Raw genomic sequence first — 26,403 nt, 5'->3', positions numbered from 1 at the left:
CCGCCGAAACGTGTATCGGCAGGCAGGCGCAAAAGATGAGGGCAGGCCGTGCAGCAGCCAGAGGCTGGCCTGGGCGGTCGTTTATCCGGCCAGGCTGTCAACGGCCGGCATCAGGCCAGCAGGCCCAACGACTTGGCCCGTGCCACCGCCTGGGTACGCCGCTCTACCCCGAGTTTGCTGTTGATATGGCTGGCGTGGGTCTTGACCGTGTGCAAGGAGATGAACAGGCGCTCGCTGATCTGCTGGTTCGAGCAGCCTTGGGCGATCAACTCCAGCACTGCCAGCTCACGACCACTCAGCGCCTCGCACGTGCCGCTACTCGGCGCCGCCAGCTCGGGCAGACGAGCCAGCAGCTCCACCTGAACCTTGCAGGCGGGCCGTGCGAGCAGCTGCTCGCGAAGCCACAGCGGGTGCTGCTCGATCAACCACTGAAACGGCTGCATCACTCCGCCTTGGGCTGCTGCCAGGGCCACGGGCAAACGCTCGGCAGCCTGCGCCTCGGCACCCTGCTCCAACGACAAGGCCATCAGTTGGCACAGCGCGCTGAGGGTCAGCATCATGCCGCCGCTTACCTGCCCGCGCTCGACCAGGCCGCGCAGGCGCGCAGCGGCATCCTCACTGCGGCCTTGGATGCGTTCGAGCAAGGCCTGCTGCAGCTCGATGTGCAGCGGTAACAACGGGTGGAACTCCGGCGCCGCCGCCGGCTGTTCGCCACCGTACGTCTGGCCCAGGCGCAGCAGCCAGGACTCAGCCAGGTCGATACGCCCCTGCGCCAGCCACAACTCGCACTTCACCAGCGTGATCATGGCCAGGTAGAAGATCGGCGGCACATCCCAGATATGCATCAGCCTCTCGGCTTCGGCCAACTCGGCGAAGGCGTCGGCGTAGCGCCCTTCACGGCCGTCGAGGGTTGCGATCACGCAGTGGCCTATCAGCACGCTGATATCGCGGCAGGCGCGCGCCTCGCCCAGCCCCGCACGCAAGCGCGCACGCCCTTGCGCAGGTTGCAGGCGCGTCACCAGCAGGTAACCCTCGTACAACGTCAGCCGCGCGCGCACGGCATACAGCCGCTGCGCCGCGAGGCCCTGGAGGCGGTGCAGCCCTTGGCGTACTTCATCCAGCGCGCGCAGTGCCTCGCCCCTGGCATGCAGCACCCGGGCACGGTCGTAGTGCGCCAAGGCTTCGAACAAAGGGTTGCCAACCCGCTGGGCCAGCTCCAGCGCCTCGCGGTTCCAACCACGCGCCCGCCAGAAGTCGCCATCGGCAATGGCCAGGTTGGACAGCGTCGACAGGCACACCAGACGCTGCCCGTAACGTTTGCAAGGCAGGCTTTGCAGCGCCTCACCACAATAGGCCAGGGTGCGTTCGCGATCACCGCGGCCACGTGCGATTACCCCGCTCAAGGCCAGCCACTGGGCCAGCATGGAGCGTTGCGCGGTGGCTGAAGGCGCTGGCAAAAAGCGGCTGAGGTAGCTTGCCAGCTCTTCGGCGGCGTCCAACTGGCACGCCAGGCCCAGCGCCCAGCTGTACAGCACGATCAGCCGGGGCGTACTGATCAGCAGGCTGTCGGGCAAGTCCATCTTCCAGCGCAGCAGCATGCCGACGTTCTGCTCGGCCAACAGCTGCTCCTCCGACAGGCTCTGCACCAGGTCAGCGGCAACGTCCAGATGGCCAGCCCGCAGGGCTTGCTCCACCGCTTCGTCAAGCAGCCCCTGAGCCTGGAACCAACGGCAGGCACGCAGGTGCAGGTGCGCCTGCGGTTCGTTGGACTGGCGGCTGCGTAACAGGTCGGAGAACAGGTGATGGTAGCGATACCAGTGGCCATGCTCGTCCAGCGGCACCAGAAACACCTGGTGCGCCTGCAGGTAATGCAGGATGGCCGCGCTGTCGTCGCGCTCGCGCAGGGCATCGCACAACGCCGCGCAGAAGCGCTCCTGGCACGCCGTGTCGAACAGAAACGCCTGCACGTCTTCCGGCAGGATTTCGATGACTTCTTCCAGCAGATAATCGCGGATCAGCCCTTCACCGCCATGCAGAGCCTGGGGCAGCGCATGCTCGTCGCCGGACTCGCTGGCTGCCAGTTGCCAGAACCGCAATCCGGCAACCCAGCCGTCGCTGCGCTGGATCAGGTTGTCCAAGGCCTGGCCGCGCAGGCCTGTAGGCTGGCGTCCGATAACGGCCAGGGCCTCGTCGGGCGTCAGGCGCAGCTCCTGCTCGTTGATCTCGATAAGTTGCCGCGAGAGCCGCAGCCGCGCCAGGTGCCAGTCTGGCCGCTGGCGGCTGGTGACCAGCAACACCAAGCCGGCCGGCAAGTGGTTGAGAAAAAACTGCAGGCAGCGATCGAGCACTGGCCCCTGGGCCAGGTGATAGTCGTCCAGCACCAGCAGCAGCGGTGTGTCAGCTTGCAGGTACAACGCCAACTCGTCGAGCAAGCTGTCGATCCATTCCTCGAAGGCGAAGGGTTGGTGGCGCTGGCGCATTTTCAGCAGGCCCATGGCCTGGCCGCCCAACGCCGGGCAGTACTGCTGCAGGCCCTCTAGCAAGCGCTCGAGAAAACGGCCCGGGTCGGCATCGCGCTGGCTCAGCCCCAGCCAGAGGCTGCGCCAATGGTCGGGCAGCGCCTCGCAGAACTCCATGGCCAAGGAGCTCTTGCCAAAGCCTGCCGGTGCATTGACCAGCAACAAACGGCCGCCGAGGCCAGCCTGCAAGCGCTGGCACAGGCGCGCACGCGGCACGTGGCCGTGCGGCAGCGGCGGCCGGAAGAAACGCCCGTCCAGCAGGCCCACGGCCTGGCTGGCGACTCCATGCGTACGGGACAAATCAGTCATGGCCGGCTCGTTCTGATTGGAAGACTACGGCAGTACGGATTGTTCCGAGACTAGCGGGTAATGCGGAGCATTTGAAGATGATGGGCGCAAATGGCCCGTAAAAGACTACGACAAAAAAAGACGGAGCTGATTGACAGGGGGCTGGCGCAGGGTTTAGCGAGATATTCACCCGCTTTATGACTGCGCCGGCGACTCAATGGCGGGGCCGTAACAGAAACGCCCCGGCAAGCCGGGGCGTTCTGGGAGTATCACAAGGGGTGAAACACTAGCGGGTCAGCGAATACCCGACTGGCGCAGCGCAGCTGGCTGGAAATCTGCCTTGCTGGCACTGAAGCCGAAGTCGTAGGCGCGCTTCTCCTCGTTCTTCATGCCCAAGGCCAGGTAACGGCCCGATTGCAGGTCGTAGATGGCCTCCAGGGTGTACCACGGTACCTGCACATTGTAGTAATCCTGGGCGTGCGCCTCGGAAACCCGCCACAGCTGGCCGCGGCCGTCATACTGGTCGATCACCGCTGCCTGCCAGGTGTCCTCGTCGATATAGAAGTCGCGCTTGGCATAGATGTGGCGCTGGCCCGGCTTGAGCGTCGCGACCACATGCCAGACCCGGCGCAGCTCGTAACGGGTCAGGTCCTGATTGATGTGACCGGCCTTGAGGATGTCGGCGTACTTGAGCTTCGGATCGTCGAGCTTGTAAGCGTTGGAGGCGATGTACATCTCCTTCTTGCCTTCAAGCTTCCAGTCGTAGCGGTCTGGCGCACCGTTGTACATGTCCAGGTTGTCCGAGGTACGCAGGCCGTCGGCTGCGGTACCTGGCCCGTCATACGACACCTGCGGTGCCTGGCGCACGCGACGCTGGCCGGCGTTGTAGATCCAGGCCTTGCGTGGCTCTTTCACCTGGTCGAGGGTTTCGTGCACCAGCAGCACGGTACCGGCCAGGCGTGCCGGTGCGGTCACCTCCTGCTTGAAGTAGAAGAGGACGTTGCCCGGGTTGTTCGGATCGAAGTCCTTCATCTTGTCGCGAAAGACGAACTGGTCGGCGAAGTACACCAGGCTGTAGGAGCCGTTCTGCTGCGGCGTGGCCTGGGTTACCAAACGGCTGACGCTGCCGCCACGGTAGCGGGTGATGTGGTTCCAGATAACCTCGATGCCACTCTTGGGAATCGGGAATGGCACGGCGGTCTGGAAGTTGTTCAGGCCGTTGCCGCCTTCGACCAGCGTGGTCGCGGTGGCATTCTTCTTGATGGCGGCGAACACATCGTCAGGTACCGTGGAACCGCGGTGGGTCTTGTACACCGGGATCTTGAAGGTTTCCGGGTAGCGCTTGAACATTGCCACCTGGCCTGGCGACAGCTTGTCCTTGTACTGGTCAACGTTCTGCGCGGTGATGGTGAACAGTGGCTTGTCGCTGGCATAGGGGTCGGAAAGGAAACCCTTGGCATCGACGCTGCCTGCAGTCTTTGACAGCGGCTGCCACGGGCCGATGGAACCGTCGGCGTTTCCGGCCTTTTCCGCGCCCATCGGGGTCAGGGTGCTGCCCAGCTTTGCCGCTTCATCGGCGGAAACCGCAGCCATGACGCTGGTTGCCAGCAGGGACAGGCCCAGTACACCGGCTTGCAGCAGACTTCTGGTCTTGTTCATGTCGTGTCGTCCTGGATCTGTGTGCTTAGAAGTTCACGCCGAAGCTGAGGGCGACGAAGTCGCGATCATCCACGGTGCTGTACTTGCCGTCGAAGAAATTGGTGTACGACAGGCTCGCGGTGTAGGTCTGCTGATACTCGGCGTCCAGCCCAAGGCTGACGGCCTTGCGGCCTTCCTCGAAGTTGCCGCCAGGGCCCGGCGAGTAACCATCGACGTCATGCGACCAGGCCAGGCTGGGGCGCAGGTTCACACCGGCAAAGACGTTGTTGTAGTCCCAGATCGCACGGACGCGATAGCCCCAGGAATCAGACGTGGTATAGCCATCGTTCTCGCAGTAGCGCGATACGTTGTTGGCATCGGCGGTGCCCAGGGTACTGCTGTTGAGCGCCTCGCACTGGCCGTTGGGCAGAGGCCCCGGGCCGAACACCGGGTCACGCCCGTAACGCATCTTGGAGGTGCTTTCCAGGCCACCGACGTGGGTCCAGCCGATTTCGCCGACCATGGTCAGCCGCTCGGCACCCATCACCTGATCGAAGAAGTGGGTGAAGGTGGTCTGCAGCTGGGTGATTTCCTTGCGACGATAGCCAGGCTGGTCGGCACCAGGTGTGCCCTGCAACACAGACACATCTGGGTTGAGCGGCGTCAGGCCCGAGTAGAGGATATCGGTGGTATTGAGCTGCACTGGAGCGTTCGGCCGGTAGCTGACCTCCCCGCTCCAGGCGGTACCGGTAGGCAGTGTGGTCGAGAAGCTCAGACCATACAGGCGGATGTCCTCCGGATACTCCACGTAGTAGCTGGAGTTCCCTGCAACCTGCAATGGCATGAGGCTTGGCAACAGGCTCGCCAGCGCAGCAGCCGGCACACCCGCACTGACCAGCGCGCCCGCCAGGCCGGCTGGATCGTAGAACTGGGCATCGGCACCGCGACCACTGAAGATCGGCGCACGGCTGTGGTAGTTCATGAAGTAGCCACCGAACTCGGTATTGAGCGGCTCATACATATAGCGCAATGCAACGCCAAACTGGCCACTGTCCCGGGCATCGCGGTCAGCGCCACGGCGCACGATCACGCCCTCATCGGGGGAGCCGTAACTCACACCACGTGCAGCCAGAGTGGCCGCGACAGGCGCAGCCAGCGGCCCAAGCCGGCTGGCCAAGGTGTTTTGCGTGGCCAGCACGGCCAGGTTGTTGTCACAGCCGTCGGCGATCACGTCGGGCTGGGAGAAGAAGGTGCCGCAGTTGTCGACAACGGTCTGGTCCCACTCGATCTGGTAGAAAGCTTCGGCCGACAGGTTGTCGGTGAGGCTTTGCGAGACGTAGAACATGTTGACCGGAATCAGGCCTTCCTTGATTTCAGCCCCTGGCCGGCGGAACGCAGAAACGTCGATCGGGTTGACTGCGTTGATGCCGCCGCCGATGAAGGTACTTTCCCCCCAGCTCACCACCTGCTTGCCCAGACGCACCGAGCCTGGCTGATCACCAATGGCGTAGTTGTGATAGACGAACGCGTCGAGCAGTTCGGCGCCAGAGGATTTTGCGCCCTCTTTGCGGTTTGAATCGCTGATGTCCTTGAACTCGCGGTTTTCGTCCTTGAGTTCGAAGTCGTACCAGTACTTGCCCCGCACGAAGATGCCGGTGTCCCCGTACTTCAGTTCAAGGTCATGGATGCCTTTGAAGATCTTCGAGAAGGTTTCACCTTTCTTGAAGTTGAGGTGACCATCGTCCGAAGTTTGCGAAAGACCCTTGCCGCCGTTGTTGGCGCCGATCAGGTTGCTGTTCGGGTTGGCGGTCGACCAGCTGGCCCCGACAGAGAGCGACGAGTCGAACTGGCCTTCGATTTCCCCGATGTTGAAACTGACCGCGAAAGCAGGGCTTGCGAGCGTGGAAGCAAGGCTGACGGCCAAAGGCAGCTTGGCCCGACGCCAGAACGGGTATGCAGATGTCATCGACGCTACTCCATGTACTTTTTTGTTATGGCAGTGAGTCCTTTCAAGAACGGCCCGTGCGACCGGTGTTCGGGCTTGCGCCCGTGACGACACGTGTTGCGCGTGTCGCCCTCCCCCATTCCTGAAAATCCCCTGGCCCCGACTATAGCCAGCCGACCAAGGTGCTTGATCCCTCTAAAGTGTGATTTGCATTCCCTTGGCCAATTCGCCCTGGCGTGTAACCAGGTTGCGCACCGGCAGTGCTCAAGCATGGCCGATTTTTACTGAATGGCAAGGTGCCAGCCGCTCTGGCCTGCGGGTCGTGTCGCGGGGCACACGACCCGCCATGCGGCTACAGCGTGGAAAGGAAGGCGCTGTTACTTGCCTGCCACTGGACGATGTCCTGGCGGATGCGCTTCTTGTCGAGTTTCCCGACACTGGTCTTGGGAATTTCTGTAACAACGGCGATCTGGCAGGGAATCGCCCACTTGTTGATGTGCCCTTGTTCCACAAACGGCTTGAGGTGCTCCTTCAACGCCTTGGCATCGACCATCTGGCCGTCACGCACCACCAGCAGGGCGAACGGGCGCTCACCCCACTGCGGGTCGGCGACCCCAACCACGGCAACCTCACGCACATCAGGATGGCGGCTGATCAGGTCCTCGAGGTCCAGAGAGGAGATCCATTCGCCCCCGGTCTTGATAACGTCTTTGATGCGGTCGCGGATGTCTATGTAACCCATGCCGTCGAGTGTGGCGACGTCACCGGTGTGCAGCCAGCCACCCTGCCACAGCTCCTCGCTTTTCTGCGGTTCCTTGAAATAGCCCATGGTCAACCACGGGGCACGCAACACCAGTTCGCCTTGAGTCTCGCCATCTGCCGGGAGGAAATTGCCATCGCCATCGACGATCGCTGCCTCCACCAGTGGCACCGGCACACCCGCCTTGATGCGGTAGGTCACGCGTTCGTCTTCGCTGCCGGCCTGCAGCTCATCGTTCAGGTGCGCAGCAGAAATCAGCGGGCATGTCTCGGACATGCCATAGGCTGCAGTCAGCTGAATGCCCCGGGCCAGCGCCGCCTGATAAAGCGAGCGGTTGAGCGCGCTGCCACCGATGATGATCTTCCAGCCGCCGAAGTGCTGGCCCTGGGAGCTCGGGCAATTGAGCAACATCTGCAGGATGGTGGGCACGCAGTGCGAGAAGGTGACCTTTTCGTCCCGCCACAGCTTGATCAGCATGTCGGGCTCGTACCGGCCCGGGTACACCTGCTTCATGCCGAGCATGGTGGCCGCATACGGGATGCCCCAGGCATGCACGTGAAACATGGGGGTGATGGGCATGTACACATCATTGCTGCCAAGCAGGCGGACGCTGTCGATACTGCCGGTCACCGAAGCCTCGGCCAAGGTGTGCAGCACCAACTGGCGATGGGTGAAGTAAACGCCCTTGGGGTTACCTGTGGTGCCGGTGGTGTAGAACGTGGTGGCGACCGAGTTCTCGTCGAAGTCCGGGAAGTCGTACTGCGCGCTGGCCGCAGCGAGCAACTGCTCGTACTCGCCCACCAGGTTCGGCAACTCGGCGGTCTTGTCCGGGCCATCGGTCAGCAGCAGGGTCTTGTCGACCGTGGTCAACTGCCCGGCAATGGACTGGTAAAGGCCGACAAAATCGCTGTTGACCAGCACGAAGCGGTCCTCGGCGTGGTTCATGGTGTAGAGGATCTGCTCAGGCGACAGGCGCACGTTGATGGTGTGCACCACCGCGCCGATCATCGGGATGGCGAACATGCATTCCAGATAACGGTGGCTGTCCCAATCCATCACCGCCACGGTGTCACCGGCCTTGACCCCGGCTTCGGTCAGCACGTTGGCCAGGCGGGCGATACGTTCGTTGAGCTGTGGATAAGTCAGCCGCAACTGGTCGCGATAGACGATTTCGCGGGTCTTTTCATAGCGGCTGCCGGACATCAGCAGGCGTTTGATCAGCAGAGGAAAGCTGTAGGCGCCCTCGGCGGGCTTGATGATGCGGGTCTGCAGCATGGTTATCCCTTCTTGAAAAGCTGGCCGGACAAGTCTGTTACCTACTGTAGTTCGTCAATGTGACGGTCAAATCAGCCGAAGGAATGATTTGGCTGCGCGAGGTATGAGTGGCATTGTGCGGTCGATGGACCAACCCTTGCCCTGCCACTGGAGCCGTACCTATGCCCAGCCCGCGTCGCGCCGTGTTTCTCGACCATAAATCCCTGGACCTTGGTGACCTCGACCTGTCACCGCTGCAGAGCCAGTTCGACGCCTTCGAACTGTACGACGCCACCCGCCCGGATCAGGTAGCCGAGCGCCTGCAGGGCGCCGTTGCGGTGATCAGCAACAAGGTCATGCTCGACGCCAACGCCCTGGCTGCCAACCCACAGCTCAAGCTGATCCTGGTCGCCGCCACCGGCACCAACAACGTCGACCTGGCTGCCGCCCGCGCCCAGGGCATCACGGTCTGCAACTGCCAGGGCTACGGCACACCCTCGGTGGCACAACACACTCTGGCCCTGCTGCTGGCGTTGGCCACGCGCCTGTGCGACTACAACCGGGCGGTGGCCGAGGGGCAATGGGCCAAGGCCAGCCAGTTCTGCCTGCTGGACTTCCCGATCGTGGAACTGGAAGGCAAAACCCTGGGCCTGCTCGGCCATGGTGAACTCGGTGGCGCCGTCGCGCGGCTGGCGCAAGCCTTTGGCATGCGCGTGTTGAGCGGGCAGATCCCCGGGCGCCCGGCGCGCGACGATCGCCTGCCGCTGGACGAATTGCTGCCGCAAGTCGATGCCCTGACCCTGCACTGCCCTCTCAACGAACACACCCGGCATATGATCGGTGCACGTGAGCTGGCCTTGCTCAAGCCCGGCGCGCTGGTGGTCAATACTGCCCGTGGCGGCCTGATCGACGAGCACGCCCTGGCTGAAACCCTGCGTCGCGGCCATCTGGGCGGCGCCGCCACCGATGTACTGAGCGTCGAGCCACCGGTCAACGGCAACCCGCTGTTGGCCAGCGACATCCCACGCCTGCTGATCACACCGCATAGCGCCTGGGGCGCGGTGGAGTCGCGCCAGCGCATCGTCGGCCAGCTCAGCGAGAACACCCAGGCATTCTTTGCCGGCCAGCCACGCCGCGTGGTCAGCTGAGCGCAAGGGCAGGCTCTGCTACACTGCGCCACTTTTTTCAGGAGGCGTCGTCCATGGACCCGCGCAGTGAAGTTTTGCTCCGCCAGGCGGACCTGTTCCAGGGTCGGCTGCTGATTGCCGGCGCCCCCGCCGATGACCTGCTCGGCCAGTTGCCGCAGGCTCAGGCCTGGACGTGGCATGCGGGCGATCAGGCCATGCTCGACGCCCGCTTTGCCGGGCGCAGCCATTACGGCGTCGACGTGCCGTCGGTCCCCTTCGAGGCGGCAGTGCTGTACCTGCCCAAGTCGCGCGAACTGGCGGCCTACTTGGTTAACGCACTGGCGTCACGCCTGGGCGGTGGCGAGCTCTATCTGGTGGGCGAAAAACGCGGCGGCATCGAAGGCGCGGCCAAGCTTCTGCAAGCCTTGGGCAAGCCACGCAAGCTCGACAGTGCCCGGCATTGCCAGCTGTGGCAGGTCACCGTGGACAACGCGCCCGAAGCCAAGCCACTGGAAAGCCTGGCCGAACGCTTCACGCTCGAGCTGGAAGACGGCCCACTGCACGTGGTCAGCCTGCCTGGGGTGTTCAGCCACGGCCGTCTGGACCGCGGCACGGCGTTGCTGCTCAAACACTTGGATAACCTGCCCGTGGGCCATGTACTGGACTTCGGTTGTGGTGCCGGCGTACTCGGCGCCACGGTCAAACGCCGTTACCCCCAGAGCCGGGTCACGATGCTGGACGTGGACGCCTTTGCCGTGGCCGCCAGTCGCCTGACACTGGCGGCCAATCAGCTGGAAGGTGACGTGATCAGTGGCGACGGTATCGATGCTGCGCCCGGCGACTTGAGCCTGATCCTGAGCAACCCGCCGTTCCATACCGGGGTGCATACCAACTACCAGGCTTCGGAAAACCTGCTGAAAAAATCAGGGCAACATCTGCGAAAAGGCGGCGAAATGCGCTTGGTTGCCAATAGCTTCCTGCGTTATCAGCCGCTGATCGAAGGCGCTCTGGGCAACTGCCGGACCTGCGCCGAGGCAGACGGCTTTCGCATCTATCAGGCAACACGCTGACAAAAACAGGGCTTGCCCAAACCGTTTCGCCTAGGCAGAATCCGCACCGTCCTAGGGGAGTAGTCTCCCGCAAGCAACCTGCTTGCCCGGCACGCGTCAACACACTTGGCCCACAGGCCATGGCGCGTGCGACCCACGATCTGCGCAGACGGATCCGGGGTTTGACAAGACCTATGACACGCACACCTTACCCGGGGCGGGGAGGCTGTACGTGTCATAGCCGTGTCGACCCGCCCCCACAGGAATCCTGATGCTGGAATCTCTTCTCGTACCCACCGCGATCGTCGCGTTAGCCGAAATTGGCGACAAGACGCAGCTGCTCGCGCTCATTCTCGCTGCCCGTTTCCGCAAGCCGTGGCCGATCATCGCCGGCATCATCGCCGCCACCTTGGCCAACCATGCCGCAGCAGGTGCAGTGGGTGCCTGGGTCAGCGGGTTCTTCAGCGAGACAGCGCTGCACTGGATACTGGCTGCGAGCTTCACGGCGACGGCCCTGTGGACCCTGGTGCCGGACAAGATGGATGATGATGAAAACCCTGCGCGACGTTTCGGCCCGTTCCTGACCACGCTGATCGCATTCTTCCTGGCCGAGATCGGTGACAAGACCCAGGTTGCGACGGTGATGCTGGCAGCTCAGTACCCGCACCTGATCATGGTCATCATCGGTACCACGCTGGGCATGCTGATTGCGAATGTACCGGTAGTCCTGGCGGGCAATTTTGCCGCAGAAAAGCTGCCGCTGACGCTGATTCGCCGCCTCGCCGCAACAGCCTTCATCGTGCTGGCAATCGTCGCAGTCTACTCGGCCATGAAAGCCAGCGGCTGGGTGGGGGGTTAAGCTGCAAGCTTTGAGCTGCAAGCTGCAAGCTGTACGAGAGAGGCAGACATACGCGTACTGCTCTTGCTCTTGCTTGCAGCTTGTAGCTTGTAGCTTGTAGCTTGTAGCTTGTAGCTTGTAGCTTGAAGCTTGAAGCTTGCAGCTGCTCTTACTTCTTGGCGGCCTGGTACAGAGGCATGACTTTGGGAATCGCCGCCTGTAACGAGGCGATCCGGCTCTCGGACGCCGGGTGAGTGCTCATGAACTCAGGCGGTGCGCCTTCGGACGCCTTGCTCATCTTGTTCCACAAGGTGATCGCGGCATTCGGGTCGTAGCCGGCACGTGCCGACAGCTCCAGGCCGATCAGGTCAGCTTCGTTTTCATTGGCACGGCTGTTGGGCAGGGTCATCGCGTAGTTCACCACCTGATCTGCCAGCGCAATACTGTTCTGACCAAGGCCAAACAACGCACCTGCACCCTGGCGGGCCATTTCCACGCCATAAGCCTTGGACATCGCTTCGCGGCTGTGCTCACGCAAGGCATGCGCGATTTCATGGCCAACCACGGCGGCAATCTCGGCATCGGTGAGCTTGAGCTGGTCGATCAGACCGGTGTAGACGATGATCTTGCCGCCAGGGCCGCAGTTGGCGTTGAGCTCATCGCTCTTGATCACATTGACCTCCCACTGCCACTGCGCGGCATCAGGACGGAATTTCGGCGCCTGAGCGATCAGCCGGTCGGCAATCACCTGCACGCGCTTGGCATCGGCGCTGGTCTTGTCCAGCACGCCCTTGCTCGACGCTTCGCCGAGGGTCTGCTGGTACGACTGGGCGTACATCTGGTTGACCTCATCGGTCGAGAGCATGCTGAACATGTACTGCTTGCGCTCAACGCCCACAGCACCCCCGCTGGTGGTATTGACCGCCTGGCAGCCAGCCAGCAGGATGCCAGCACTCAACAGGCTGACGACAAAAGACTTACGCATGAAAACACTCCCTTTTTACATGCGGGATATCCTAGGCCGAGTCGCCCATGCGCTACCAGAGCCGCAGGGAAGATTCTTGACATCCGTTACACCTGCGCTCGCACTCACGTCACCTTTGGGCTTTCACACACTGCAGCACGCCGGCATTTCACCGGCGTACTGAATGGCCATGCTTCCCTGTCAATTGCCATCTCCGACTGTCAATGATCGTCACCTCCCGTATGTGCCGTGCAACTGGAAAATTGCGCGCCCGCATCAATCTGTGTGTTGGCTCTCAGGTGGATGGTAGAGGGGTCGGGGTCAGGTGAAGGCAGCCGCAAATCTCGAATAGCATCTAGCGTGCGCTGAGTGGGGTGCCAACCCCAGCGAATGAAGAATCGCGTGAGGTCGTGCTGCGCAGCCAGTGCGGTGGTGACCATAAAGTAATGGCGATATTGAGCATCACCCTGGCCGGAGTCACTGTTGCCATTCGCACGGGTTTCGCGGTGGAGCCTATGAAAGAAGGCGTCACCGTAAGCTATGCGCAGCTGTTCCCACATGACAAGACAGACGTAGGGGCCATTATCTTCAAACTTTTTGTTCGGATCAGTATTGTTTAAGAAGGCATGAGCCTCGCTGTCATAACGCACGGCGCTAGAGGGTTTATCTTGTGCGCGCTCAACCGCAAGAGAAAATATATTGACAGAATTTTCCGTCAACGCATTAGCGCTCCAAGCAATTTGTTGCTGCATATGACCCAACTCATGCCAGACGCCCCATTCGCCGCGCACACCCTCGGGCGTCAATAACGAACTGCCGTATTGCGGTAGGCTTATTCGAAAGTGAGTGGCGTTAGGATAACCACTTTCTTTCTCCGAGACCAATATGCGCAGCGGACTTGGCCGGGCTTGATCCGCACCCTCACCAATTGCGCCAATTTCATTTTCAACTCTCAGAATTTCTTTGTATTCATCTAATACTTCCGAGGGGTCATAACCCTTAAATTCATAGGCCGTCTCCCACCACGCGGTTAGAACGACTTTATCACTGATGAGCTGCGCTGGAGCTCGTCCTTTTGCTCTGGCCGCCTCAAGCATCTGGCCCCACTGACCAGCGGAGGTTTCACCTTGTATAAATACAGGTACTCGATGCGAAAGAGCGACGCATTCAAAATTGCACGTTACCTCCTCGGCGGCCGGGGCGAGCTCGTCAGGTATTACCCGCAACCACAGCAACCCTCCTTCCGGATCGCTTATCATCCCGGGGGATTCGAGCACTTCATAGGTACGAGGATCTTCAGTCTCAGCGCCTTGTGTATTGAAGCCGGGAGTCCCGACCATGAAATGCATCTTGACGTTTGCCCTGGGCGGCATCGAGAAGTGATACATGACATAACCTCCGGGCTCAATGAAGATGCCCGTTGGCTGAAAGTCAGCATAACGAAACCAGCGCCCATACACCCTTCTATCTGTATCGGCCGAAGGTAGAACTTTGAAATTCGTGAGTGCAGACGAAACCGCAGATTGCTCCTCGCCTGGCAACGGGTTATTTTTCATAATGGCCCCTTTAAACGGTTGCACCAATTCGGTACGAACAACGTTATGGCGGGACCTAGAGGTGGTCAACTAGCATAAATGACAGGCGTTATTGGCAGCCAACTACAGTCATACCGGTGTCAAACACTCCGGCGCGTCCAGTTTCGGGTCATTGACGAAATTGGCCAACGCACGTTCACGTAGCGTGGCTGGTGGGCTGGCGAGCAGCTCATGCAAACGCGCCAGCGGCGTGTCAGGGTCCAACCATGCAGCCTGCCCCGCCTCATCCAGGATCAGCGGCCGACGCTGGTTCATCGCCGCCTGGGTCACTACCGCACAGCTCAACCACACCTGGTCCTGGACCGGATAAGCCTCCCATATGGCCGCGAACCACAACGACGCGCCCTCCCCCGGCGTCAGCCAGTAAGGGCGCTTGCGTGCCGTGCCACGCCATTCGTAAAAGCCGTTGGCGGGCATCAGGCAGCGCCGCAGACGCAACGCTTCGCGGAACATGGGCTGCTCGGCCAAGGTTTCGGCCCGGGCATGCGCGGGGGTGCGTGAGAGGTCAGTGAGCCAGGCCGGGGTCAGGCCCCAGCGTGCCTTGGCCACTTGCATCTGGCCGTCGACCTGGCGCTGGATCAGCACCGAAGCGCCGGGCGCGATATTCCATTGCGCCGGCTGGCCGGCAGGAAAGCCTGGCAGGCTGGCAAGCGCCTGGGGCCAGCGAAACAGGGCATAGCGTCCACACATGGGCGAATTCAGAACCTAGCAGATCAAGGTACCGGGATAGCTCTCCGGTTCGTCGCCGACAAGCGGCTGGGCACCATTGTACGCATCGATCAGCTGCCGTGCGTAACCGGCCTGCTCATCGGCCACCGCAAGCCCGAGCAAGCCTTGCATCGGCAACTCGCCAACACCGCCCATCAGGTCACGGCCGATCAGGTGCACCTCGATACCCTCGCTGGCCAGCATGCCAGCGAGCATTTCTGCTTCCAGCAACGTTTCTGGTTCGTAGATCCGCCGCATCAGGCATCGTCCTCGCGTCTGACTTCAAGCATCCATTCGTCGCCGTGCACCTGCAGGATGAAAACCACCGGCTGACAACATACCTGGCAGTCTTCGGTGTACATCTGGTCGCCACCGGAGATGTCCACAGTGGTTTCCACGCGCTCGCCGCAATAAGGGCAATCGTAGAAGTCGGTTTCCAGCATCGCGGCCTCCGCAGTGACTTATGCGTATAATTGCCGGTCTGTTTACAGGGCCTGCGTGTGTCCGAGCCGTTTTTCGGGCCCCACCCCTACCTTATTACCCTAGCCGTTTCCAACAAGAGAGCATGATGGGCGAATTCGATGCCATCCGACCGTACGACGATGCTGAGGTCCCTGCCGTGCTGGCACGCCTGCTCAGCGACCCGGCATTCCTCGATATCCTCACCCACTTCCGCTTCCCGCGCGCAGCCGGGGCATTCGGCTGGCTGCTCAAGCCGCTGATCGCCCGCCGCCTGCGCAAGGAGTTCGCCGGGGTCACCTGCGTGTCCACGTTGCAGGACAAGGTCGAATACTACGTCGACCACACCATCGAGCGCGCTACCGACGGGGTCACGTACACAGGCGTCGAGCAACTCAAATCCGGTACCGCCTATCTGTTCCTGGCCAACCACCGTGACATCGTCATGGATCCGGCCTTCGTCAACTACGCGGTGTACCACGCCGGCCTGCCGACGCCACGCATCGCCATTGGCGACAACCTGCTGCAAAAGCCATTCGTCAGCGACATGATGCGCCTGAACAAGAGTTTCATCGTCCACCGCTCGCTCAGCGGCCGGCGTGAAAAGCTCGCGGCCTACCAGTTGCTCTCGGCCTACATCAACCATTCGATCCGCAACGACGGTACCTCGATCTGGATCGCCCAGGCCGAAGGCCGTGCCAAGGATGGTGATGACCGTACCGACTCAGCCATCCTCAAGATGTTCCACATGAGCCGCAAGGATGAGCCTTTCGGTGCAGTGATCCAGGGCCTCAACCTCACCCCGGTGTCCATCAGCTACGAGTACGACCCTTGCGATCAGGCCAAGGCGCGCGAGCTGTATATCCGTGCGACCACCGGTACCTACCAGAAAGCGCCAGGTGAAGACGACAACAGCATTGCCAAAGGCATCACCGGCTACAAGGGCCGTGTCCATATCAACTTCGCCCCGCCGGTAACCGCGTTCTACGAGGACACCAAACAGCTGGCGCAGGAGATCGACCGGCAGATCCTGGGGGGCTACCGGTTGTTCCCAGTGCACTACCTGGCCTATGCAATGTGGGACGAAAAGGATGAGGCACTGCAGGTGCCGAGCGCCGAGAAGGTGTTCCCCGCAGAGGAGCTGGCAAAAGCCAAGGAAGAATGGCAACGCCGCCTGGACGCCTGCCCGCAGGAGCAGCGGCCATACCTGGTGTTGCAATACGCCACCCCGGTGCGCAACCAGTATCAGGTCAGGCAACAGGCACCGGTTGCCTGATCACAGGGGCCGCTTGGCGGCCCCGCAGGGTTCAGATCCAGGTACTGAACCAGGACAGCAGCAAGGCCATCGCCAGGCAGCAAAAGCCGAGAATGTAGTAATAGCGCGGCACCCGCTGGTCGAACGCATCCACCAAGCCTTCGTCCGCTGCCAGGCTCTCGCGGGTGATGGCCTGGCGACGCCGTGCACTGTGCAGCAGCAACCCGCCCGGGCAGGTCATCAACAGTGCCAGCAGATTGATCAGCTTGGTCGGATGGGCGGCCAGAACCCCCCAGAGCACTTGCAAGGACATCACGCAACCTCGGTCAGAACGTCAGCGAAGGCCGGCATTCTACCGAAGGCCGGCGCCGACGCCCGACATTGGCGACAAAGTGTCACTAAATTTCATCTGTCACACGCTCGTCATAAGGGCAGGCCACCCTGTCGGCCTTTTCCCAAGCCGGAGCTTGTTCATGCTGCACGCCGAAAACCAGGATCGCCTCTATCTCGTTGCCCAGAGCGATGAACAGCAGGCGTTGATCGATGGTTTCGCCATCAATGTCCAGGACCGCCAGTGGCTGGTGTATTGCGCGCTGGGCGGGCATGCGCATGAGCATTTGCCAGAGGTGGACCTGCTGACGGGCGTGAGCGTGCTGGACTTTCATTTCGACGCGGCCTGAGGCCTGTGCACGAGCAAAAAAAAACCGTTGCCTGGCAAACAGGCAGCGGTTTTTTCTCGCTCCAGCGAAAAGCTTATTCGCCCAGCACCTGACCGATGGTCGGGTCCTTGAACAGGCGGGTCAACGCATCGCTCAGCACGTCACTCACCAGCTTGGTGTTGGTTTCCTGGTTGGGCGCCATGCCGAAGCGCTGGTCCAACGAGGCGCCATAGCGGCCGCTGTAACGGCGGTTGGCGTTCGACACATCGGCGCGGAAGGTGGCGCCGATGGTGGCTTCGGTCACGTACAGGTTGTCCTTGGGCGACTGGTACTTCAACTCGGCCAGGGTCACGGTCAGCTGCGGCGCATTGCCGGCGTTGGCCGTGGGGGTGAAGCCCAACAGGCGTACGGCGGCCTCGGCCTGGGCCTGCACTTTGGGCACGATGTCATTGCCACTGACACTGATAGTGCTGGTCTCGGGGTACATGCCACCACGAGTACCCAGGGACTGCGAAGCCCGGCCGTCCACTACCTTGACCACCACCGGCTGGCCGTGGCCGACCGGAGCGAGCTGGGCGTTGAGCTTGGGTTGCGGGCTGAGTTGTTGCGGGCTGTGGGCACAACCCACCAGGCTCAGGCTGGCCACGGCAAGCAAACCGAACAACAGACGTTGCAACATGCGTGTTTCTCCAGAAAATGCGGCGAAGGCTCACAGTATACCTAGCGGCAAGCTACAAGCGGCAAGCTAGAAGTAAAAGCCCGCGGGCACCTTGTTGTGGCTTGCCGCTTGATACCAGGGGCGTCTGTCACACGCGGTTCATGGTCCGGCGGTTATCCTCGCCACAAGCCCTAACACACAGGACTCAACACCATGGCCTCGCTCTGGACCCTACTCTTCCAACGCTCGCGCCACACCACCTATGCCCGCCTCGATGGCGACGGCATCTGCCTGGGGTTCAAGCAATGCACCCAGCCACCCGGCAACAGTGGCTGGGTGCAGGTCACGGAAATCCAGCTTGCCTGGCTGGGCCGCCCACTGCCCGCCAGCGCCCGGGTTTGCGCCCATGCAAACCGCCATTGGCAGCGGCGCACCCTGCCCGCCTGACAAACGCTGCAATAAAAAGCACGAATAACGACCTTTCTGCCCGCGACATCGTTATAATCTCCCCCCGATTATAAGGACGTCTCCTGATCGGGCCCCGCATTTGCCGTTTGACCCCGGCACCTTCACCGCTTCGCCCACAGAGAGCCTTCCACTCAGGTCTTGCATCAGCTGTCGTGCCTGCTTTTCCGGCCCTTCGCACTGCATGAACCTGTGGGTTGCCATCGCGCAGTCCCCTTTTGAGGTTCACGTCTCCAAAAGAGCGTGAAAAAAACGGTTTTCACAACTTCACGAGAGTGTGGCGAGCAAATGAACAGTCTGGCATGTGCAATAGCGACAGAGGTGTCCCGAACGGCCCTTAACAGGCGGCTGATACGCTCATTTCACATGGGTGTCTGAATCCGTTCCATAACGCACGCACGACACCTTGACCATAAGTCGAATTGCCGCACCTGGGGCAAACGGCGTTCAATAGACGAACCCGAAGACTGATTTGGCGGTGTCCGCGGAAGTTGCAAGAACTGCGAAAAGTCGGACATGGCGATCCTGGCACCCCTGGGGTCCTATGCTGTCAATTAGGTAGCTGTAGATTGTGGAGACGCGTTAAATGGCGCAGAACGAATCGGTTGATGTAGTACTGGTAGGCGCGGGCATCATGAGTGCCACCCTGGCCGTACTGCTCAAGGAGCTCGACCCGACCCTGAAGCTTGAGGTCGTCGAGGCGATGGACTCCGGGGCCGCGGAAAGCTCCAACCCCTGGAACAACGCAGGCACCGGCCATGCCGGCCTGTGCGAGCTGAACTACACGCCCCAGGCCGCCGATGGCAGCATCGACATCAAGAAGGCCGTGCACATCAACACCCAGTTCGAGGTATCGCGCCAGTTCTGGGCTTACCTGAGCAAAAAAGGCAATTTCGGCCCGGCCCGTGCCTTCATCAACCCTGTCCCGCACCTGAGCTACGTCGAAGGTGACAAAGGTGTTGCCTTCCTCAAGAAGCGTTTCGAGCTGCTCAAGCAGCACCACGCCTTCGCCGAGATGGAATACACCGAAGACAAGGCGGTGATGAATGAATGGATGCCGCTGATGATGCCAGGCCGCCCGGCCGACCAGCATATTGCCGCCACCCGCGTGACCAAGGGTACCGACGTCAACTTCGGCGCACTGACCAACAAGCTGCTCAAGCTGCTGGGCGACTCGCAGAATGCGCAGGTCAAGTACAGCAAGAAGGTCGTTGGCCTGCGCCGTAATGGCGCTGGCTGGACCGTCAGCATCAAGGACGTCAACAGCGGCGGCAGCCGTGAAGTGGACGCCCGCTTCGTGTTCCTCGGCGCCGGCGGCGCGGCACTGCCGCTACTGCAACTGTCGGGCATCCCGGAAGGCAAAGGCTTCGGCGGCTTCCCGGTGAGCGGCCAGTGGCTGCGTTGCGACAACCCGGAAATCGTCAAGCAGCACCAGGCCAAGGTCTACAGCCAGGCCGCCGTTGGCGCGCCGCCGATGTCGGTGCCGCACCTGGACACCCGCGTGGTGGACGGCAAGACATCGCTGCTGTTCGGCCCCTATGCCGGCTTCACTACCAAGTTCCTCAAGCACGGCTCGTTGATGGACCTGCCGCTGTCGGTGCGCATGGGCAACATTGGCCCGATGCTGGCCGTTGCCCGCGACAACATGGACCTGACCAAGTACCTGGTCAGCGAAGTGATGCAGTCGATGGAACAGCGCCTCGAGTCGCTGCGCCGCTTCTACCCGCAGGCCAAGGCCGAAGACTGGCGCTTGGAAGTGGCTGGCCAGCGCGTGCAGATCATCAAGAAGGATCCGAAAAAAGGCGGCATCCTGCAGTTCGGTACCGAGTTGGTGTCGGCACAGGACGGCAGCCTGGCAGCGCTGCTCGGCGCGTCCCCTGGCGCATCGGTGACGGTGTCGATCATGCTTGAACTGATCGAACGCTGCTTCCCCGAGCAGACCAAGGGCCCCTGGGCCGCCAAGCTCAAGGAGATCTTCCCGGCTCGCGAAAAGACCTTGGCCACCGATGCAGCCCTGTACCACAAGATCAGTGCCGAGAATGATGAGGCGCTGGACCTGGTAGAGAGCAGCCCGGCCAAGCATTACGCCTGAACCGGCTGAGACGAAAACGCCCCTTGGAGTTATGCCTGTCAGTTAGGTGATCCAGGGCCGCTTTGCGGCCCTGATCACACTGACTGTATGGCATCGCCCCTGGGGCGTTTTTTGTGCCTGGGGATCAGTCAGCCCCGGGCTTTTTCGATGATCTCGATGTACTCAGCCGCATTGCGCTGATCGGCGATCACTTCGACGAAGGTCTTGCCCTGTTCGTCTTTGCCATCCAGGTCCAACCCGGCTTCGACGAAGAACCCTACGAAACGCTCGAAATCGTCGACACGCAAACCGCGGTAAGCCTTGATCAGCTTGTGCTGAGCAGGTGAGGTCACACCATCCGCAGGCTCAAACTGAAGGAACGACTTGATATAGTCGTCGCTGATTTCGTCACCAATCACCTGCTTCTTGTCTTTGCGCATTGCCGGCTCCAACTGGACCATCACGAATTTTCGAAGGCCGGCAGTTTACCCCCCACACGCAGCACGTCTCAACGCGTACGTACGGTACCCGTGTGCAAGTCGGCCCAGACATGGCCGTTGGGGTAGGTCAGAAACTGTACATACACCGTCTCGTTGCGCAGCAGGTCCATCACCACTCGGTAGTCGCTGACCGGATAATTCAGGCTCAACGTACGGGTCTTGTCGTCATACACCGGCTTTTTCAGGCTCTTGCCCGCCTCGCCCTCGAAGGTGAGCAACACCTGGCTGATGGTCGCACCTTTACTCAGCGGCTTGCCTTTGAGGCGCATCTGCAAGGAGGCTGTGATCGGAATGGGCTGTTGATCAGATTGGCGCTGCGCTCCAACCACTACCGAGTAGTCGGTGACCTGCAACAGTTGCTGGCCGGTCGGCGCTTCCTGGCGCAGGGCCTGGTCATCGGGCGGGAGAAACTGGCTGTGCAGCGGTGCGGCGGCAAGAGGCAGGCTGACCGCCAGCAACAGGGGAACGATCGCACGCATGTGAGGCTCCTTGGCATGAAGGCGCACTCTAGCACGCGCAACGACAGGGGCTGTCAATCGAACTGCGCGAGCATCCAGGCGTGATACTGGGCAACACCCTCTTCGCCTTCACGCGGCGCCCAAGGGGCATGCTCGCCGTCGGCCAAGGGCCGGTACGGGCCCGCCTTGCATTCGAACAGGATGCTGTCTGCCTCGAGCACCACCAAAGAATGGAAGATGCCCGGGCGCAGGTCCACGCCAAGGCAGTCGCCACCGGCTTCGAGCACGCGCTTGTCGATGACGGCACCCTGCTCATCGAACATCAGCAGCCCCAAGCGGCCTTTGAGCGCCAACAAGGTCTCGGCCTTGTCCTCGCTCAGGTGCCGGTGAGGCGCGATGTAAGTGGACGGCTGCAAGCCCACTGCCAAACGGTGACAGGGGTCCTGCATGTCATGGAAGTTGTGATGGTAGCGACCACGCGGTGCCTCGGCGGCTTTTTGCGCCAGCCCGGCAAACAACGCTTGGTCGATGAAAGCAGGCTGGCTCATGATCACAGTCCCTTGACGGCGAAGATGCCGTTCGCGTTACGCCAGTAACCTTTATAGTCCATGCCATAACCGAAGATGTAGCGATCGATGCACGGCAGGCCCACATAGCTGGCCTTCAGGTCCGGGCTGGCCTTGCGGTCATGGTCTTTGTCGATCAGTACTGCAGTGTGCACCGAGCGGGCGCCGGCATGCTTGCAGAACTCGATGATGGCGCTGAGGGTGTGACCCTCGTCGAGGATATCGTCGACGATCAGCACGTCACGATCGATGAACGACACCTCAGGCTTAGCCTTCCAGAACAGCTCACCGCCACTGGTCTGGTTGCGATAACGCGTGGCATGCAGGTACGAGGCCTCCAGCGGGAACTGCAGGTGGGTCAGCAGCTTGCCAGCGAAGATCAGGCCTCCGTTCATGACACAGAACACCACCGGGTTCTTGTCGTGCAGGTCCTTGCAGATCTGCTCGCCAACCTTGGCAATGGCCGCTTCGACTTCGGCTTCGTTGTACAGGCAGTCTGCCTCGCGCATGACTTGACGGATGTGCTCGAGATCAGCGGACATTGCGCTCTCCAGGGGGATTTTGGAAAAGCGGGCAAAGGTACGCATCCGCTCGTCACAGATCAAGCATTTATGGACTAACGTGCAAAAGGACTGCACGACAGCAAAGGCTGAATAGATTAATCTAGCGCGGTTTTTTTGCCCGCCTTTCGGAGCCCCCCTATGCCCACTCGTGAGATCCGCCACCCGCTGATCCGCCATAAGCTCGGCCTGATGCGCCGTGCCGACATCAGCACCAAGAACTTTCGCGAACTCGCCCAGGAAGTCGGCGCGCTACTGACCTACGAAGCCACTCAGGACCTGCCACTGGAAACCTACGAGATCGATGGCTGGTGTGGCAAGGTGCAAGTTGAAAAAATCGCCGGCAAGAAGATCACCGTGGTACCGATCCTGCGCGCCGGCATCGGCATGCTTGATGGCGTGCTCAGCCTGATCCCGGGCGCCAAGGTCAGTGCCGTGGGTGTCGCCCGCAACGAGGAGACCCTCGAAGCACACACCTACCTGGAAAAGCTGGCGCCGGACATCAACCAGCGCCTGGCGCTGATCATCGACCCGATGCTCGCCACCGGTGGTTCGATGGTCGCCACCATCGACCTGCTGAAGAAAGCCGGCTGCAAGGAAATCCGCGCCATGGTGCTGGTCGCAGCCCCAGAAGGTATCGAAGTGGTGGAAAAAGCCCACCCGGATGTGCAGATCTACACCGCCTCGATCGACCAGCGCCTCAACGAACACGGCTACATCGTGCCGGGCCTGGGCGACGCCGGTGACAAGATCTTCGGCACCAAGCAGAAGGACGCCTGACCATGCAGGACGGCTTCAACGACCCGCTCTGGCGCCAGGTCGTTTCGGGCGCGCAGATGCTCTTCGTGGCATTTGGCGCGCTGGTGCTGATGCCGCTGATCACCGGCCTGGACCCTAACGTCGCGCTGTTCACCGCGGGTATCGGCACCCTGCTGTTCCAGCTGGTCACCGGCCGCCAGGTCCCGGTGTTCCTGGCCTCGAGCTTTGCCTTCATCACGCCCATCATCCTTGCCAAAGGCCAGTTCGGCCTGGCCGAGACCATGGGCGGCGTGATGGCCGCAGGTTTCGTGTACACCTTCATGGGCCTGATGGTGAAGATCAAGGGCACCGGTTTCATTGACCGCATGCTGCCACCCGTGGTGATCGGCCCGGTGATCATCTCCATCGGCCTGGCCATGGCACCGATCGCGGCCAACATGGCAATGGGCAAGGCCGGTGACGGCGCGGTACTCATGCCGTACAAGACCGCCATGCTGATTTCAATGCCGGCGTTGCTCACCACCCTGATCGTCGCGGTGTTCGGCAAAGGCATCTTCCGCCTGGTGCCGATCATCTCCGGGGTACTGGTAGGGTTTGCTTTGGCGTTCGCCTTTGGCGTGGTCGACACCGCCAAGATTGCCGCCGCGCCTTGGCTTGAGATCCCCAACTTCACCGCACCAGCGTTCAACTGGCAGGCCATCCTGTTCATCGTACCGGTAGCCCTGGCCCCGGCGATCGAGCACATCGGCGGCGTGATCGCAGTCGGCAGCGTGACCGGCCGCGACTACCTGAAGAAGCCTGGCCTGCACCGCACCCTGCTCGGTGACGGCCTGGCCACCACGGCAGCAGGCCTGTTCGGCGGCCCACCCAATACCACGTATGCCGAAGTGACCGGCGCCGTGATGCTGACCAAGAACTACAACCCGAAGATCATGACCTGGGCGGCGATCTTTGCCATCACCCTGGCCTTCATCGGCAAGTTCGGCGCGTTGTTGCAAAGCATCCCGGTGCCGGTGATGGGCGGCATCCTCTGCCTGCTGTTCGGCTCGATCGCAGCGGTGGGCATGAACACCATGATCCGCCACAAGATCGACCTGGGCGAAGCACGCAACCTGGTGATCGTGTCGGTGACCCTGGTATTCGGTATCGGCGGCGTGCTGATCGGCAGCGGCGACGGCCCAGATGATTGGGGCCTGAAGGGCATCGCCCTGTGCGCTATCGTGGCCATTGCCCTGAACCTGATCCTGCCGGGCAACGATGGCTGGAAGAAAGAGAAGCTGGATGTGTAGAAGCGGCCTCGCGTCGCTAAAGGGCCGCTAAGCGGCCCTTTTTCATTCACGCCTTTTCACACATCTGCGCCAGCACCCTCACCCACTCCGGGTGATCATTCAGGCACGGCACCAGGACCAACTCTTCGCCCCCCGCCTCGATGAACTGCTCCTTGCCGCGATCGCCAATCTCCTCCAGCGTCTCGATGCAATCGGCCACGAATGCAGGGCACATCACCAGCAGCTTTTTGGCACCGGCCTTGGCCAGCTCATCCAGACGCGTCTCGGTATAGGGTTCGATCCACTTGTCCCGCCCTAACCGCGACTGGAACGAGACAGACCACTTGCCGTCCGGGATGCCCATCCTGGTGGCGAACGCCTTGGCCGACGCCAGGCACTGCCCGCGGTAGCACACCGCCCGCACTTCGGCGCTGGCGTCCTTGCAGCAGTCCGCTGCCCGCAGATCATGCTTGCTGCCAGGCATGAGCTTCTTCAGGTGCCGCTCCGGCAAACCATGGAAACTCAGCAACAGGTGGTCATAGTCCTGTTCAAGGTAAGGCCGGGCGCTGGCCACCAAGGCATCGATGTATTCAGGGTGGTCGTAGAATGGTTGCAGCACACGCAATTGCAACGGCAAGGCGCGTTCGGCGACAGTCTGGTTGGCCTGCGCCACCACCGTAGTCACCGTACTGTCAGCGAATTGTGGGTAAAGCGGCGCCAGCGTCACGGTGCGTACACCTTGAGCGGCAAGGCGCTCGAGCACCTGTGGCAGCGCCGGCTCGCCATAACGCATGGCGATTTCCACCGGGCCGTGGGGCCAGTGCTCGACCATCGCGGCCTGCAGCCGACGCGTCAACACCACCAGGGGCGAGCCCTCCTCCCACCAGATCGAAGCATAGGCGTGGGCAGATTGCTCCGGGCGCTTGATCAGGATCAGCGACACCAGCAACCGCCGCAACGGCCATGGCAGGTCGACTACGTAGGGGTCCATCAGGAACTGATTGAGGTAGCGGCGCACATCGGCTACCGAGGTGGAAGCCGGAGAACCCAGGTTGACCAGCAACAGCGCGTGATCGGTCATGCAGCGTCCTATGTCAGAGGCGCTTGGACAGGTTGTCCAAGGCCGATTGCAGATCGTTGAAACGGAAGGTGAAGCCTGCGGCCAGCAAACGCACAGGCCGTGCCCGCTGGCCACCAAGCAACAGCGTCGACAGCTCGCCCAGGCCCGCCTTCAGCAGCAGGCCGGGTACCGGCAACAGCGCCGGCCGGTGCAGCGCACGGCCCAGGCGCCGGGCGAATTCGCGGTTACGCACAGGCTCTGGCGCGCAGGCATTATAAGGACCGCTGGTGTCCTTGTGCCGTAACAGAAAATCTATCAGGGCAACCTGGTCGTCTATATGCACCCAAGGCATCCACTGCCGGCCATTGCCCAATGGGCCGCCCAGCCCCAGCTTGAACGGCAGGCGCAGGCGCGACAGGAAGCCCCCATCGCTGGCCAGCACCAGCCCCGTGCGCACCAACACCACGCGCAGCCCAAGGGCCTGCGCACGCTGCGCGGTTTCTTCCCACGCGATGCACAGTTGGCTGGCGAAATCCTCGCGCACCGGCGGCGAAGCCTCGGTCAATTCACGCTCACCGCCATCGCCATACCAGCCCACCGCCGACCCCGAAATCAGCACTTCGGGACGTTGCTCGCGGGTCTCGAGCCAGGCCAGCAATTGTTCGGTAAGGCTGATACGGCTGGCCCATAGCACATTGCGCCGTGACGCAGTCCAGGGCCGGTCGGCAATCGGTGCGCCGGCCAGGTTGATCACGGCGTCCACGGGCTCGTCTGCGGCCAGCTCTTCCAGCCGGGCAACACCTCGCACCCCGCTGCCACACAGGCGCGCAACCTGGTCGGGGCGCCGGCTCCACACGGTCAGGCGATGACCTTGGGCGAGCCAGAACGGGCAAAGATGCTGGCCGATCAAGCCAGTGCCGCCTGTCAGCAATATATGCATGGCTGTGTCCTCACAGAGTGCGGCGATGGTCTATTTTTAC

At 61.7% G+C, this 26,403-nt stretch carries 26 protein-coding genes and 1 riboswitch; of the genes, 9 read left to right on the top strand and 17 right to left on the bottom strand.

Features of this window, described 5'->3' with window-relative positions:
* Window positions 1-110: 110 nt before the first annotated feature.
* The 4 genes from ACIPZC_RS07510 to ACIPZC_RS07495 form a co-directional block, all read right to left on the bottom strand.
* Window positions 111-2,828, bottom strand: coding sequence for a LuxR C-terminal-related transcriptional regulator (locus ACIPZC_RS07510; protein WP_400625982.1), 2,718 nt, complete (start codon window positions 2,826-2,828; stop codon window positions 111-113).
* Between the two features lie 273 nt (window positions 2,829-3,101).
* Window positions 3,102-4,466, bottom strand: a complete 1,365-nt coding sequence (locus ACIPZC_RS07505) for a DUF1329 domain-containing protein (RefSeq protein ID WP_400625980.1) — start codon at window positions 4,464-4,466, stop codon at window positions 3,102-3,104.
* Window positions 4,467-4,491: 25 nt separating this feature from the next.
* Window positions 4,492-6,411: a DUF1302 domain-containing protein gene (locus ACIPZC_RS07500; RefSeq protein WP_400625978.1), complete on the bottom strand. Its 1,920-nt coding sequence runs from the start codon at window positions 6,409-6,411 to the stop codon at window positions 4,492-4,494.
* Window positions 6,412-6,742: 331 nt separating this feature from the next.
* A complete protein-coding gene (locus ACIPZC_RS07495) occupies window positions 6,743-8,425 on the bottom strand; it encodes a fatty acid--CoA ligase (protein WP_241806345.1) in 1,683 nt (560 codons plus the stop codon).
* Between the two features lie 161 nt (window positions 8,426-8,586).
* On the opposite strand from ACIPZC_RS07495, the gene ACIPZC_RS07490 reads away from it, so the two are divergent.
* The 3 genes from ACIPZC_RS07490 (at window position 8,587) to ACIPZC_RS07480 (ending at window position 11,439) form a co-directional block, all read left to right on the top strand.
* Window positions 8,587-9,552, top strand: a complete 966-nt coding sequence (locus tag ACIPZC_RS07490) for a 2-hydroxyacid dehydrogenase (RefSeq protein ID WP_241806344.1) — start codon at window positions 8,587-8,589, stop codon at window positions 9,550-9,552.
* Between the two features lie 53 nt (window positions 9,553-9,605).
* The gene (locus ACIPZC_RS07485; protein ID WP_400625975.1) at window positions 9,606-10,601 is read left to right on the top strand and encodes a methyltransferase; all 996 of its coding nucleotides are present in this window, start codon (window positions 9,606-9,608) and stop codon (window positions 10,599-10,601) included.
* A 42-nt stretch (window positions 10,602-10,643) separates the two neighbouring features.
* Window positions 10,644-10,763: riboswitch (yybP-ykoY riboswitch) on the top strand.
* A 91-nt stretch (window positions 10,764-10,854) separates the two neighbouring features.
* Window positions 10,855-11,439 (top strand): TMEM165/GDT1 family protein, encoded by a 585-nt coding sequence (locus ACIPZC_RS07480; RefSeq protein ID WP_241806377.1) that lies wholly within the window; start codon window positions 10,855-10,857, stop codon window positions 11,437-11,439.
* A gap of 148 nt (window positions 11,440-11,587) precedes the next feature.
* On the opposite strand, the gene ACIPZC_RS07475 is transcribed toward ACIPZC_RS07480, so the two are convergent.
* The 5 genes from ACIPZC_RS07475 to ACIPZC_RS07455 form a co-directional block, all read right to left on the bottom strand.
* Window positions 11,588-12,403: a M48 family metallopeptidase gene (locus tag ACIPZC_RS07475; RefSeq protein WP_400625973.1), complete on the bottom strand. Its 816-nt coding sequence runs from the start codon at window positions 12,401-12,403 to the stop codon at window positions 11,588-11,590.
* Window positions 12,404-12,603: 200 nt separating this feature from the next.
* Complete coding sequence (locus tag ACIPZC_RS07470) at window positions 12,604-13,938, bottom strand: M60 family metallopeptidase (RefSeq protein WP_400625971.1); 1,335 nt, start codon at window positions 13,936-13,938, stop codon at window positions 12,604-12,606.
* A 108-nt stretch (window positions 13,939-14,046) separates the two neighbouring features.
* Window positions 14,047-14,667: an SOS response-associated peptidase gene (locus tag ACIPZC_RS07465; protein WP_400625969.1), complete on the bottom strand. Its 621-nt coding sequence runs from the start codon at window positions 14,665-14,667 to the stop codon at window positions 14,047-14,049.
* A 15-nt stretch (window positions 14,668-14,682) separates the two neighbouring features.
* The gene (locus ACIPZC_RS07460) at window positions 14,683-14,943 is read right to left on the bottom strand and encodes a putative signal transducing protein (protein ID WP_115273872.1); all 261 of its coding nucleotides are present in this window, start codon (window positions 14,941-14,943) and stop codon (window positions 14,683-14,685) included.
* Window positions 14,943-15,128 carry a CPXCG motif-containing cysteine-rich protein gene (locus ACIPZC_RS07455; protein ID WP_012316238.1) on the bottom strand — a complete coding sequence of 62 codons (186 nt, stop codon included), beginning with the start codon at window positions 15,126-15,128 and terminating at the stop codon, window positions 14,943-14,945. Before ACIPZC_RS07455 ends, ACIPZC_RS07460 begins: the two co-directional genes overlap by 1 nt.
* Window positions 15,129-15,250: 122 nt before the next feature.
* Here ACIPZC_RS07455 and ACIPZC_RS07450 point away from each other — a divergent pair, with 122 nt between their 5' ends.
* Window positions 15,251-16,420, top strand: coding sequence for a 1-acyl-sn-glycerol-3-phosphate acyltransferase (locus ACIPZC_RS07450; protein ID WP_241806340.1), 1,170 nt, complete (start codon window positions 15,251-15,253; stop codon window positions 16,418-16,420).
* A gap of 31 nt (window positions 16,421-16,451) precedes the next feature.
* On the opposite strand, the gene ACIPZC_RS07445 is transcribed toward ACIPZC_RS07450, so the two are convergent.
* Window positions 16,452-16,712 carry a hypothetical protein gene (locus tag ACIPZC_RS07445; RefSeq protein ID WP_400625966.1) on the bottom strand — a complete coding sequence of 87 codons (261 nt, stop codon included), beginning with the start codon at window positions 16,710-16,712 and terminating at the stop codon, window positions 16,452-16,454.
* Between the two features lie 160 nt (window positions 16,713-16,872).
* Here ACIPZC_RS07445 and ACIPZC_RS07440 point away from each other — a divergent pair, with 160 nt between their 5' ends.
* Entirely contained in the window at window positions 16,873-17,079 is a 207-nt protein-coding gene (locus ACIPZC_RS07440) for a hypothetical protein (RefSeq protein WP_267818729.1), read from the top strand.
* 73 nt (window positions 17,080-17,152) lie between these two features.
* Here ACIPZC_RS07440 and ACIPZC_RS07435 read toward each other — a convergent pair whose 3' ends face one another.
* The gene (locus ACIPZC_RS07435; RefSeq protein ID WP_241806337.1) at window positions 17,153-17,737 is read right to left on the bottom strand and encodes a YajG family lipoprotein; all 585 of its coding nucleotides are present in this window, start codon (window positions 17,735-17,737) and stop codon (window positions 17,153-17,155) included.
* Between the two features lie 192 nt (window positions 17,738-17,929).
* Between ACIPZC_RS07435 and ACIPZC_RS07430 the strand changes: the two genes are divergently transcribed.
* Both ACIPZC_RS07430 and mqo read left to right on the top strand, forming a co-directional pair.
* Complete coding sequence (locus tag ACIPZC_RS07430; protein ID WP_400625963.1) at window positions 17,930-18,163, top strand: hypothetical protein; 234 nt, start codon at window positions 17,930-17,932, stop codon at window positions 18,161-18,163.
* 604 nt (window positions 18,164-18,767) lie between these two features.
* Entirely contained in the window at window positions 18,768-20,273 is a 1,506-nt protein-coding gene (gene mqo / locus ACIPZC_RS07425; protein ID WP_400625961.1) for a malate dehydrogenase (quinone), read from the top strand.
* A 128-nt stretch (window positions 20,274-20,401) separates the two neighbouring features.
* On the opposite strand, the gene ACIPZC_RS07420 is transcribed toward mqo, so the two are convergent.
* The 4 genes from ACIPZC_RS07420 to ACIPZC_RS07405 form a co-directional block, all read right to left on the bottom strand.
* Window positions 20,402-20,692 (bottom strand): PA4642 family protein, encoded by a 291-nt coding sequence (locus ACIPZC_RS07420; protein WP_267818735.1) that lies wholly within the window; start codon window positions 20,690-20,692, stop codon window positions 20,402-20,404.
* A 68-nt stretch (window positions 20,693-20,760) separates the two neighbouring features.
* Window positions 20,761-21,231, bottom strand: coding sequence for a hypothetical protein (locus ACIPZC_RS07415; RefSeq protein ID WP_241806333.1), 471 nt, complete (start codon window positions 21,229-21,231; stop codon window positions 20,761-20,763).
* A gap of 53 nt (window positions 21,232-21,284) precedes the next feature.
* Window positions 21,285-21,758 (bottom strand): WbuC family cupin fold metalloprotein, encoded by a 474-nt coding sequence (locus ACIPZC_RS07410; RefSeq protein WP_400625959.1) that lies wholly within the window; start codon window positions 21,756-21,758, stop codon window positions 21,285-21,287.
* Between the two features lie 2 nt (window positions 21,759-21,760).
* The gene (locus ACIPZC_RS07405; protein ID WP_012316248.1) at window positions 21,761-22,318 is read right to left on the bottom strand and encodes a hypoxanthine-guanine phosphoribosyltransferase; all 558 of its coding nucleotides are present in this window, start codon (window positions 22,316-22,318) and stop codon (window positions 21,761-21,763) included.
* 159 nt (window positions 22,319-22,477) lie between these two features.
* On the opposite strand from ACIPZC_RS07405, the gene upp reads away from it, so the two are divergent.
* Both upp and ACIPZC_RS07395 read left to right on the top strand, forming a co-directional pair.
* Window positions 22,478-23,116, top strand: a complete 639-nt coding sequence (gene upp / locus ACIPZC_RS07400; RefSeq protein ID WP_011532223.1) for a uracil phosphoribosyltransferase — start codon at window positions 22,478-22,480, stop codon at window positions 23,114-23,116.
* Window positions 23,117-23,118: 2 nt separating this feature from the next.
* On the top strand, window positions 23,119-24,384 hold the full coding sequence (locus tag ACIPZC_RS07395; protein ID WP_400625956.1) for a uracil-xanthine permease family protein: 1,266 nt from the start codon (window positions 23,119-23,121) through the stop codon (window positions 24,382-24,384).
* Window positions 24,385-24,430: 46 nt separating this feature from the next.
* On the opposite strand, the gene hemH is transcribed toward ACIPZC_RS07395, so the two are convergent.
* Window positions 24,431-25,444 carry a ferrochelatase gene (gene hemH / locus ACIPZC_RS07390; RefSeq protein WP_400625954.1) on the bottom strand — a complete coding sequence of 338 codons (1,014 nt, stop codon included), beginning with the start codon at window positions 25,442-25,444 and terminating at the stop codon, window positions 24,431-24,433.
* A 13-nt stretch (window positions 25,445-25,457) separates the two neighbouring features.
* Window positions 25,458-26,363 (bottom strand): TIGR01777 family oxidoreductase, encoded by a 906-nt coding sequence (locus tag ACIPZC_RS07385; protein WP_241806329.1) that lies wholly within the window; start codon window positions 26,361-26,363, stop codon window positions 25,458-25,460.
* Window positions 26,364-26,403 lie beyond the last annotated feature (40 nt).

The sequence above is a fragment of the Pseudomonas sp. NPDC089743 genome (assembly GCF_044748785.1).
Lineage (GTDB): Bacteria > Pseudomonadota > Gammaproteobacteria > Pseudomonadales > Pseudomonadaceae > Aquipseudomonas > Aquipseudomonas putida_X.
Note: the sequence above shows the minus strand (reverse complement) of the source record. Positions and strands in the feature narration are given on the sequence as shown.

Bases quoted from the DNA above. Each gene is read 5' to 3' on its own strand.
- ACIPZC_RS07510 (WP_400625982.1), bottom strand. From the start codon at position 2,828: ATGACTGATTTGTCCCGTACGCATGGAGTCGCCAGCCAGGCCGTGGGC.
- ACIPZC_RS07505 (WP_400625980.1), bottom strand. From the start codon at position 4,466: ATGAACAAGACCAGAAGTCTGCTGCAAGCCGGTGTACTGGGCCTGTCC.
- ACIPZC_RS07500 (WP_400625978.1), bottom strand. From the start codon at position 6,411: ATGACATCTGCATACCCGTTCTGGCGTCGGGCCAAGCTGCCTTTGGCC.
- ACIPZC_RS07495 (WP_241806345.1), bottom strand. From the start codon at position 8,425: ATGCTGCAGACCCGCATCATCAAGCCCGCCGAGGGCGCCTACAGCTTT.
- ACIPZC_RS07490 (WP_241806344.1), top strand. From the start codon at position 8,587: ATGCCCAGCCCGCGTCGCGCCGTGTTTCTCGACCATAAATCCCTGGAC.
- ACIPZC_RS07485 (WP_400625975.1), top strand. From the start codon at position 9,606: ATGGACCCGCGCAGTGAAGTTTTGCTCCGCCAGGCGGACCTGTTCCAG.
- ACIPZC_RS07475 (WP_400625973.1), bottom strand. From the start codon at position 12,403: ATGCGTAAGTCTTTTGTCGTCAGCCTGTTGAGTGCTGGCATCCTGCTG.
- ACIPZC_RS07470 (WP_400625971.1), bottom strand. From the start codon at position 13,938: ATGAAAAATAACCCGTTGCCAGGCGAGGAGCAATCTGCGGTTTCGTCT.
- ACIPZC_RS07465 (WP_400625969.1), bottom strand. From the start codon at position 14,667: ATGTGTGGACGCTATGCCCTGTTTCGCTGGCCCCAGGCGCTTGCCAGC.
- ACIPZC_RS07460 (WP_115273872.1), bottom strand. From the start codon at position 14,943: ATGCGGCGGATCTACGAACCAGAAACGTTGCTGGAAGCAGAAATGCTC.
- ACIPZC_RS07455 (WP_012316238.1), bottom strand. From the start codon at position 15,128: ATGCTGGAAACCGACTTCTACGATTGCCCTTATTGCGGCGAGCGCGTG.
- ACIPZC_RS07450 (WP_241806340.1), top strand. From the start codon at position 15,251: ATGATGGGCGAATTCGATGCCATCCGACCGTACGACGATGCTGAGGTC.
- ACIPZC_RS07445 (WP_400625966.1), bottom strand. From the start codon at position 16,712: ATGTCCTTGCAAGTGCTCTGGGGGGTTCTGGCCGCCCATCCGACCAAG.
- ACIPZC_RS07440 (WP_267818729.1), top strand. From the start codon at position 16,873: ATGCTGCACGCCGAAAACCAGGATCGCCTCTATCTCGTTGCCCAGAGC.
- ACIPZC_RS07435 (WP_241806337.1), bottom strand. From the start codon at position 17,737: ATGTTGCAACGTCTGTTGTTCGGTTTGCTTGCCGTGGCCAGCCTGAGC.
- ACIPZC_RS07430 (WP_400625963.1), top strand. From the start codon at position 17,930: ATGGCCTCGCTCTGGACCCTACTCTTCCAACGCTCGCGCCACACCACC.
- mqo (WP_400625961.1), top strand. From the start codon at position 18,768: ATGGCGCAGAACGAATCGGTTGATGTAGTACTGGTAGGCGCGGGCATC.
- ACIPZC_RS07420 (WP_267818735.1), bottom strand. From the start codon at position 20,692: ATGCGCAAAGACAAGAAGCAGGTGATTGGTGACGAAATCAGCGACGAC.
- ACIPZC_RS07415 (WP_241806333.1), bottom strand. From the start codon at position 21,231: ATGCGTGCGATCGTTCCCCTGTTGCTGGCGGTCAGCCTGCCTCTTGCC.
- ACIPZC_RS07410 (WP_400625959.1), bottom strand. From the start codon at position 21,758: ATGAGCCAGCCTGCTTTCATCGACCAAGCGTTGTTTGCCGGGCTGGCG.
- ACIPZC_RS07405 (WP_012316248.1), bottom strand. From the start codon at position 22,318: ATGTCCGCTGATCTCGAGCACATCCGTCAAGTCATGCGCGAGGCAGAC.
- upp (WP_011532223.1), top strand. From the start codon at position 22,478: ATGCCCACTCGTGAGATCCGCCACCCGCTGATCCGCCATAAGCTCGGC.
- ACIPZC_RS07395 (WP_400625956.1), top strand. From the start codon at position 23,119: ATGCAGGACGGCTTCAACGACCCGCTCTGGCGCCAGGTCGTTTCGGGC.
- hemH (WP_400625954.1), bottom strand. From the start codon at position 25,444: ATGACCGATCACGCGCTGTTGCTGGTCAACCTGGGTTCTCCGGCTTCC.
- ACIPZC_RS07385 (WP_241806329.1), bottom strand. From the start codon at position 26,363: ATGCATATATTGCTGACAGGCGGCACTGGCTTGATCGGCCAGCATCTT.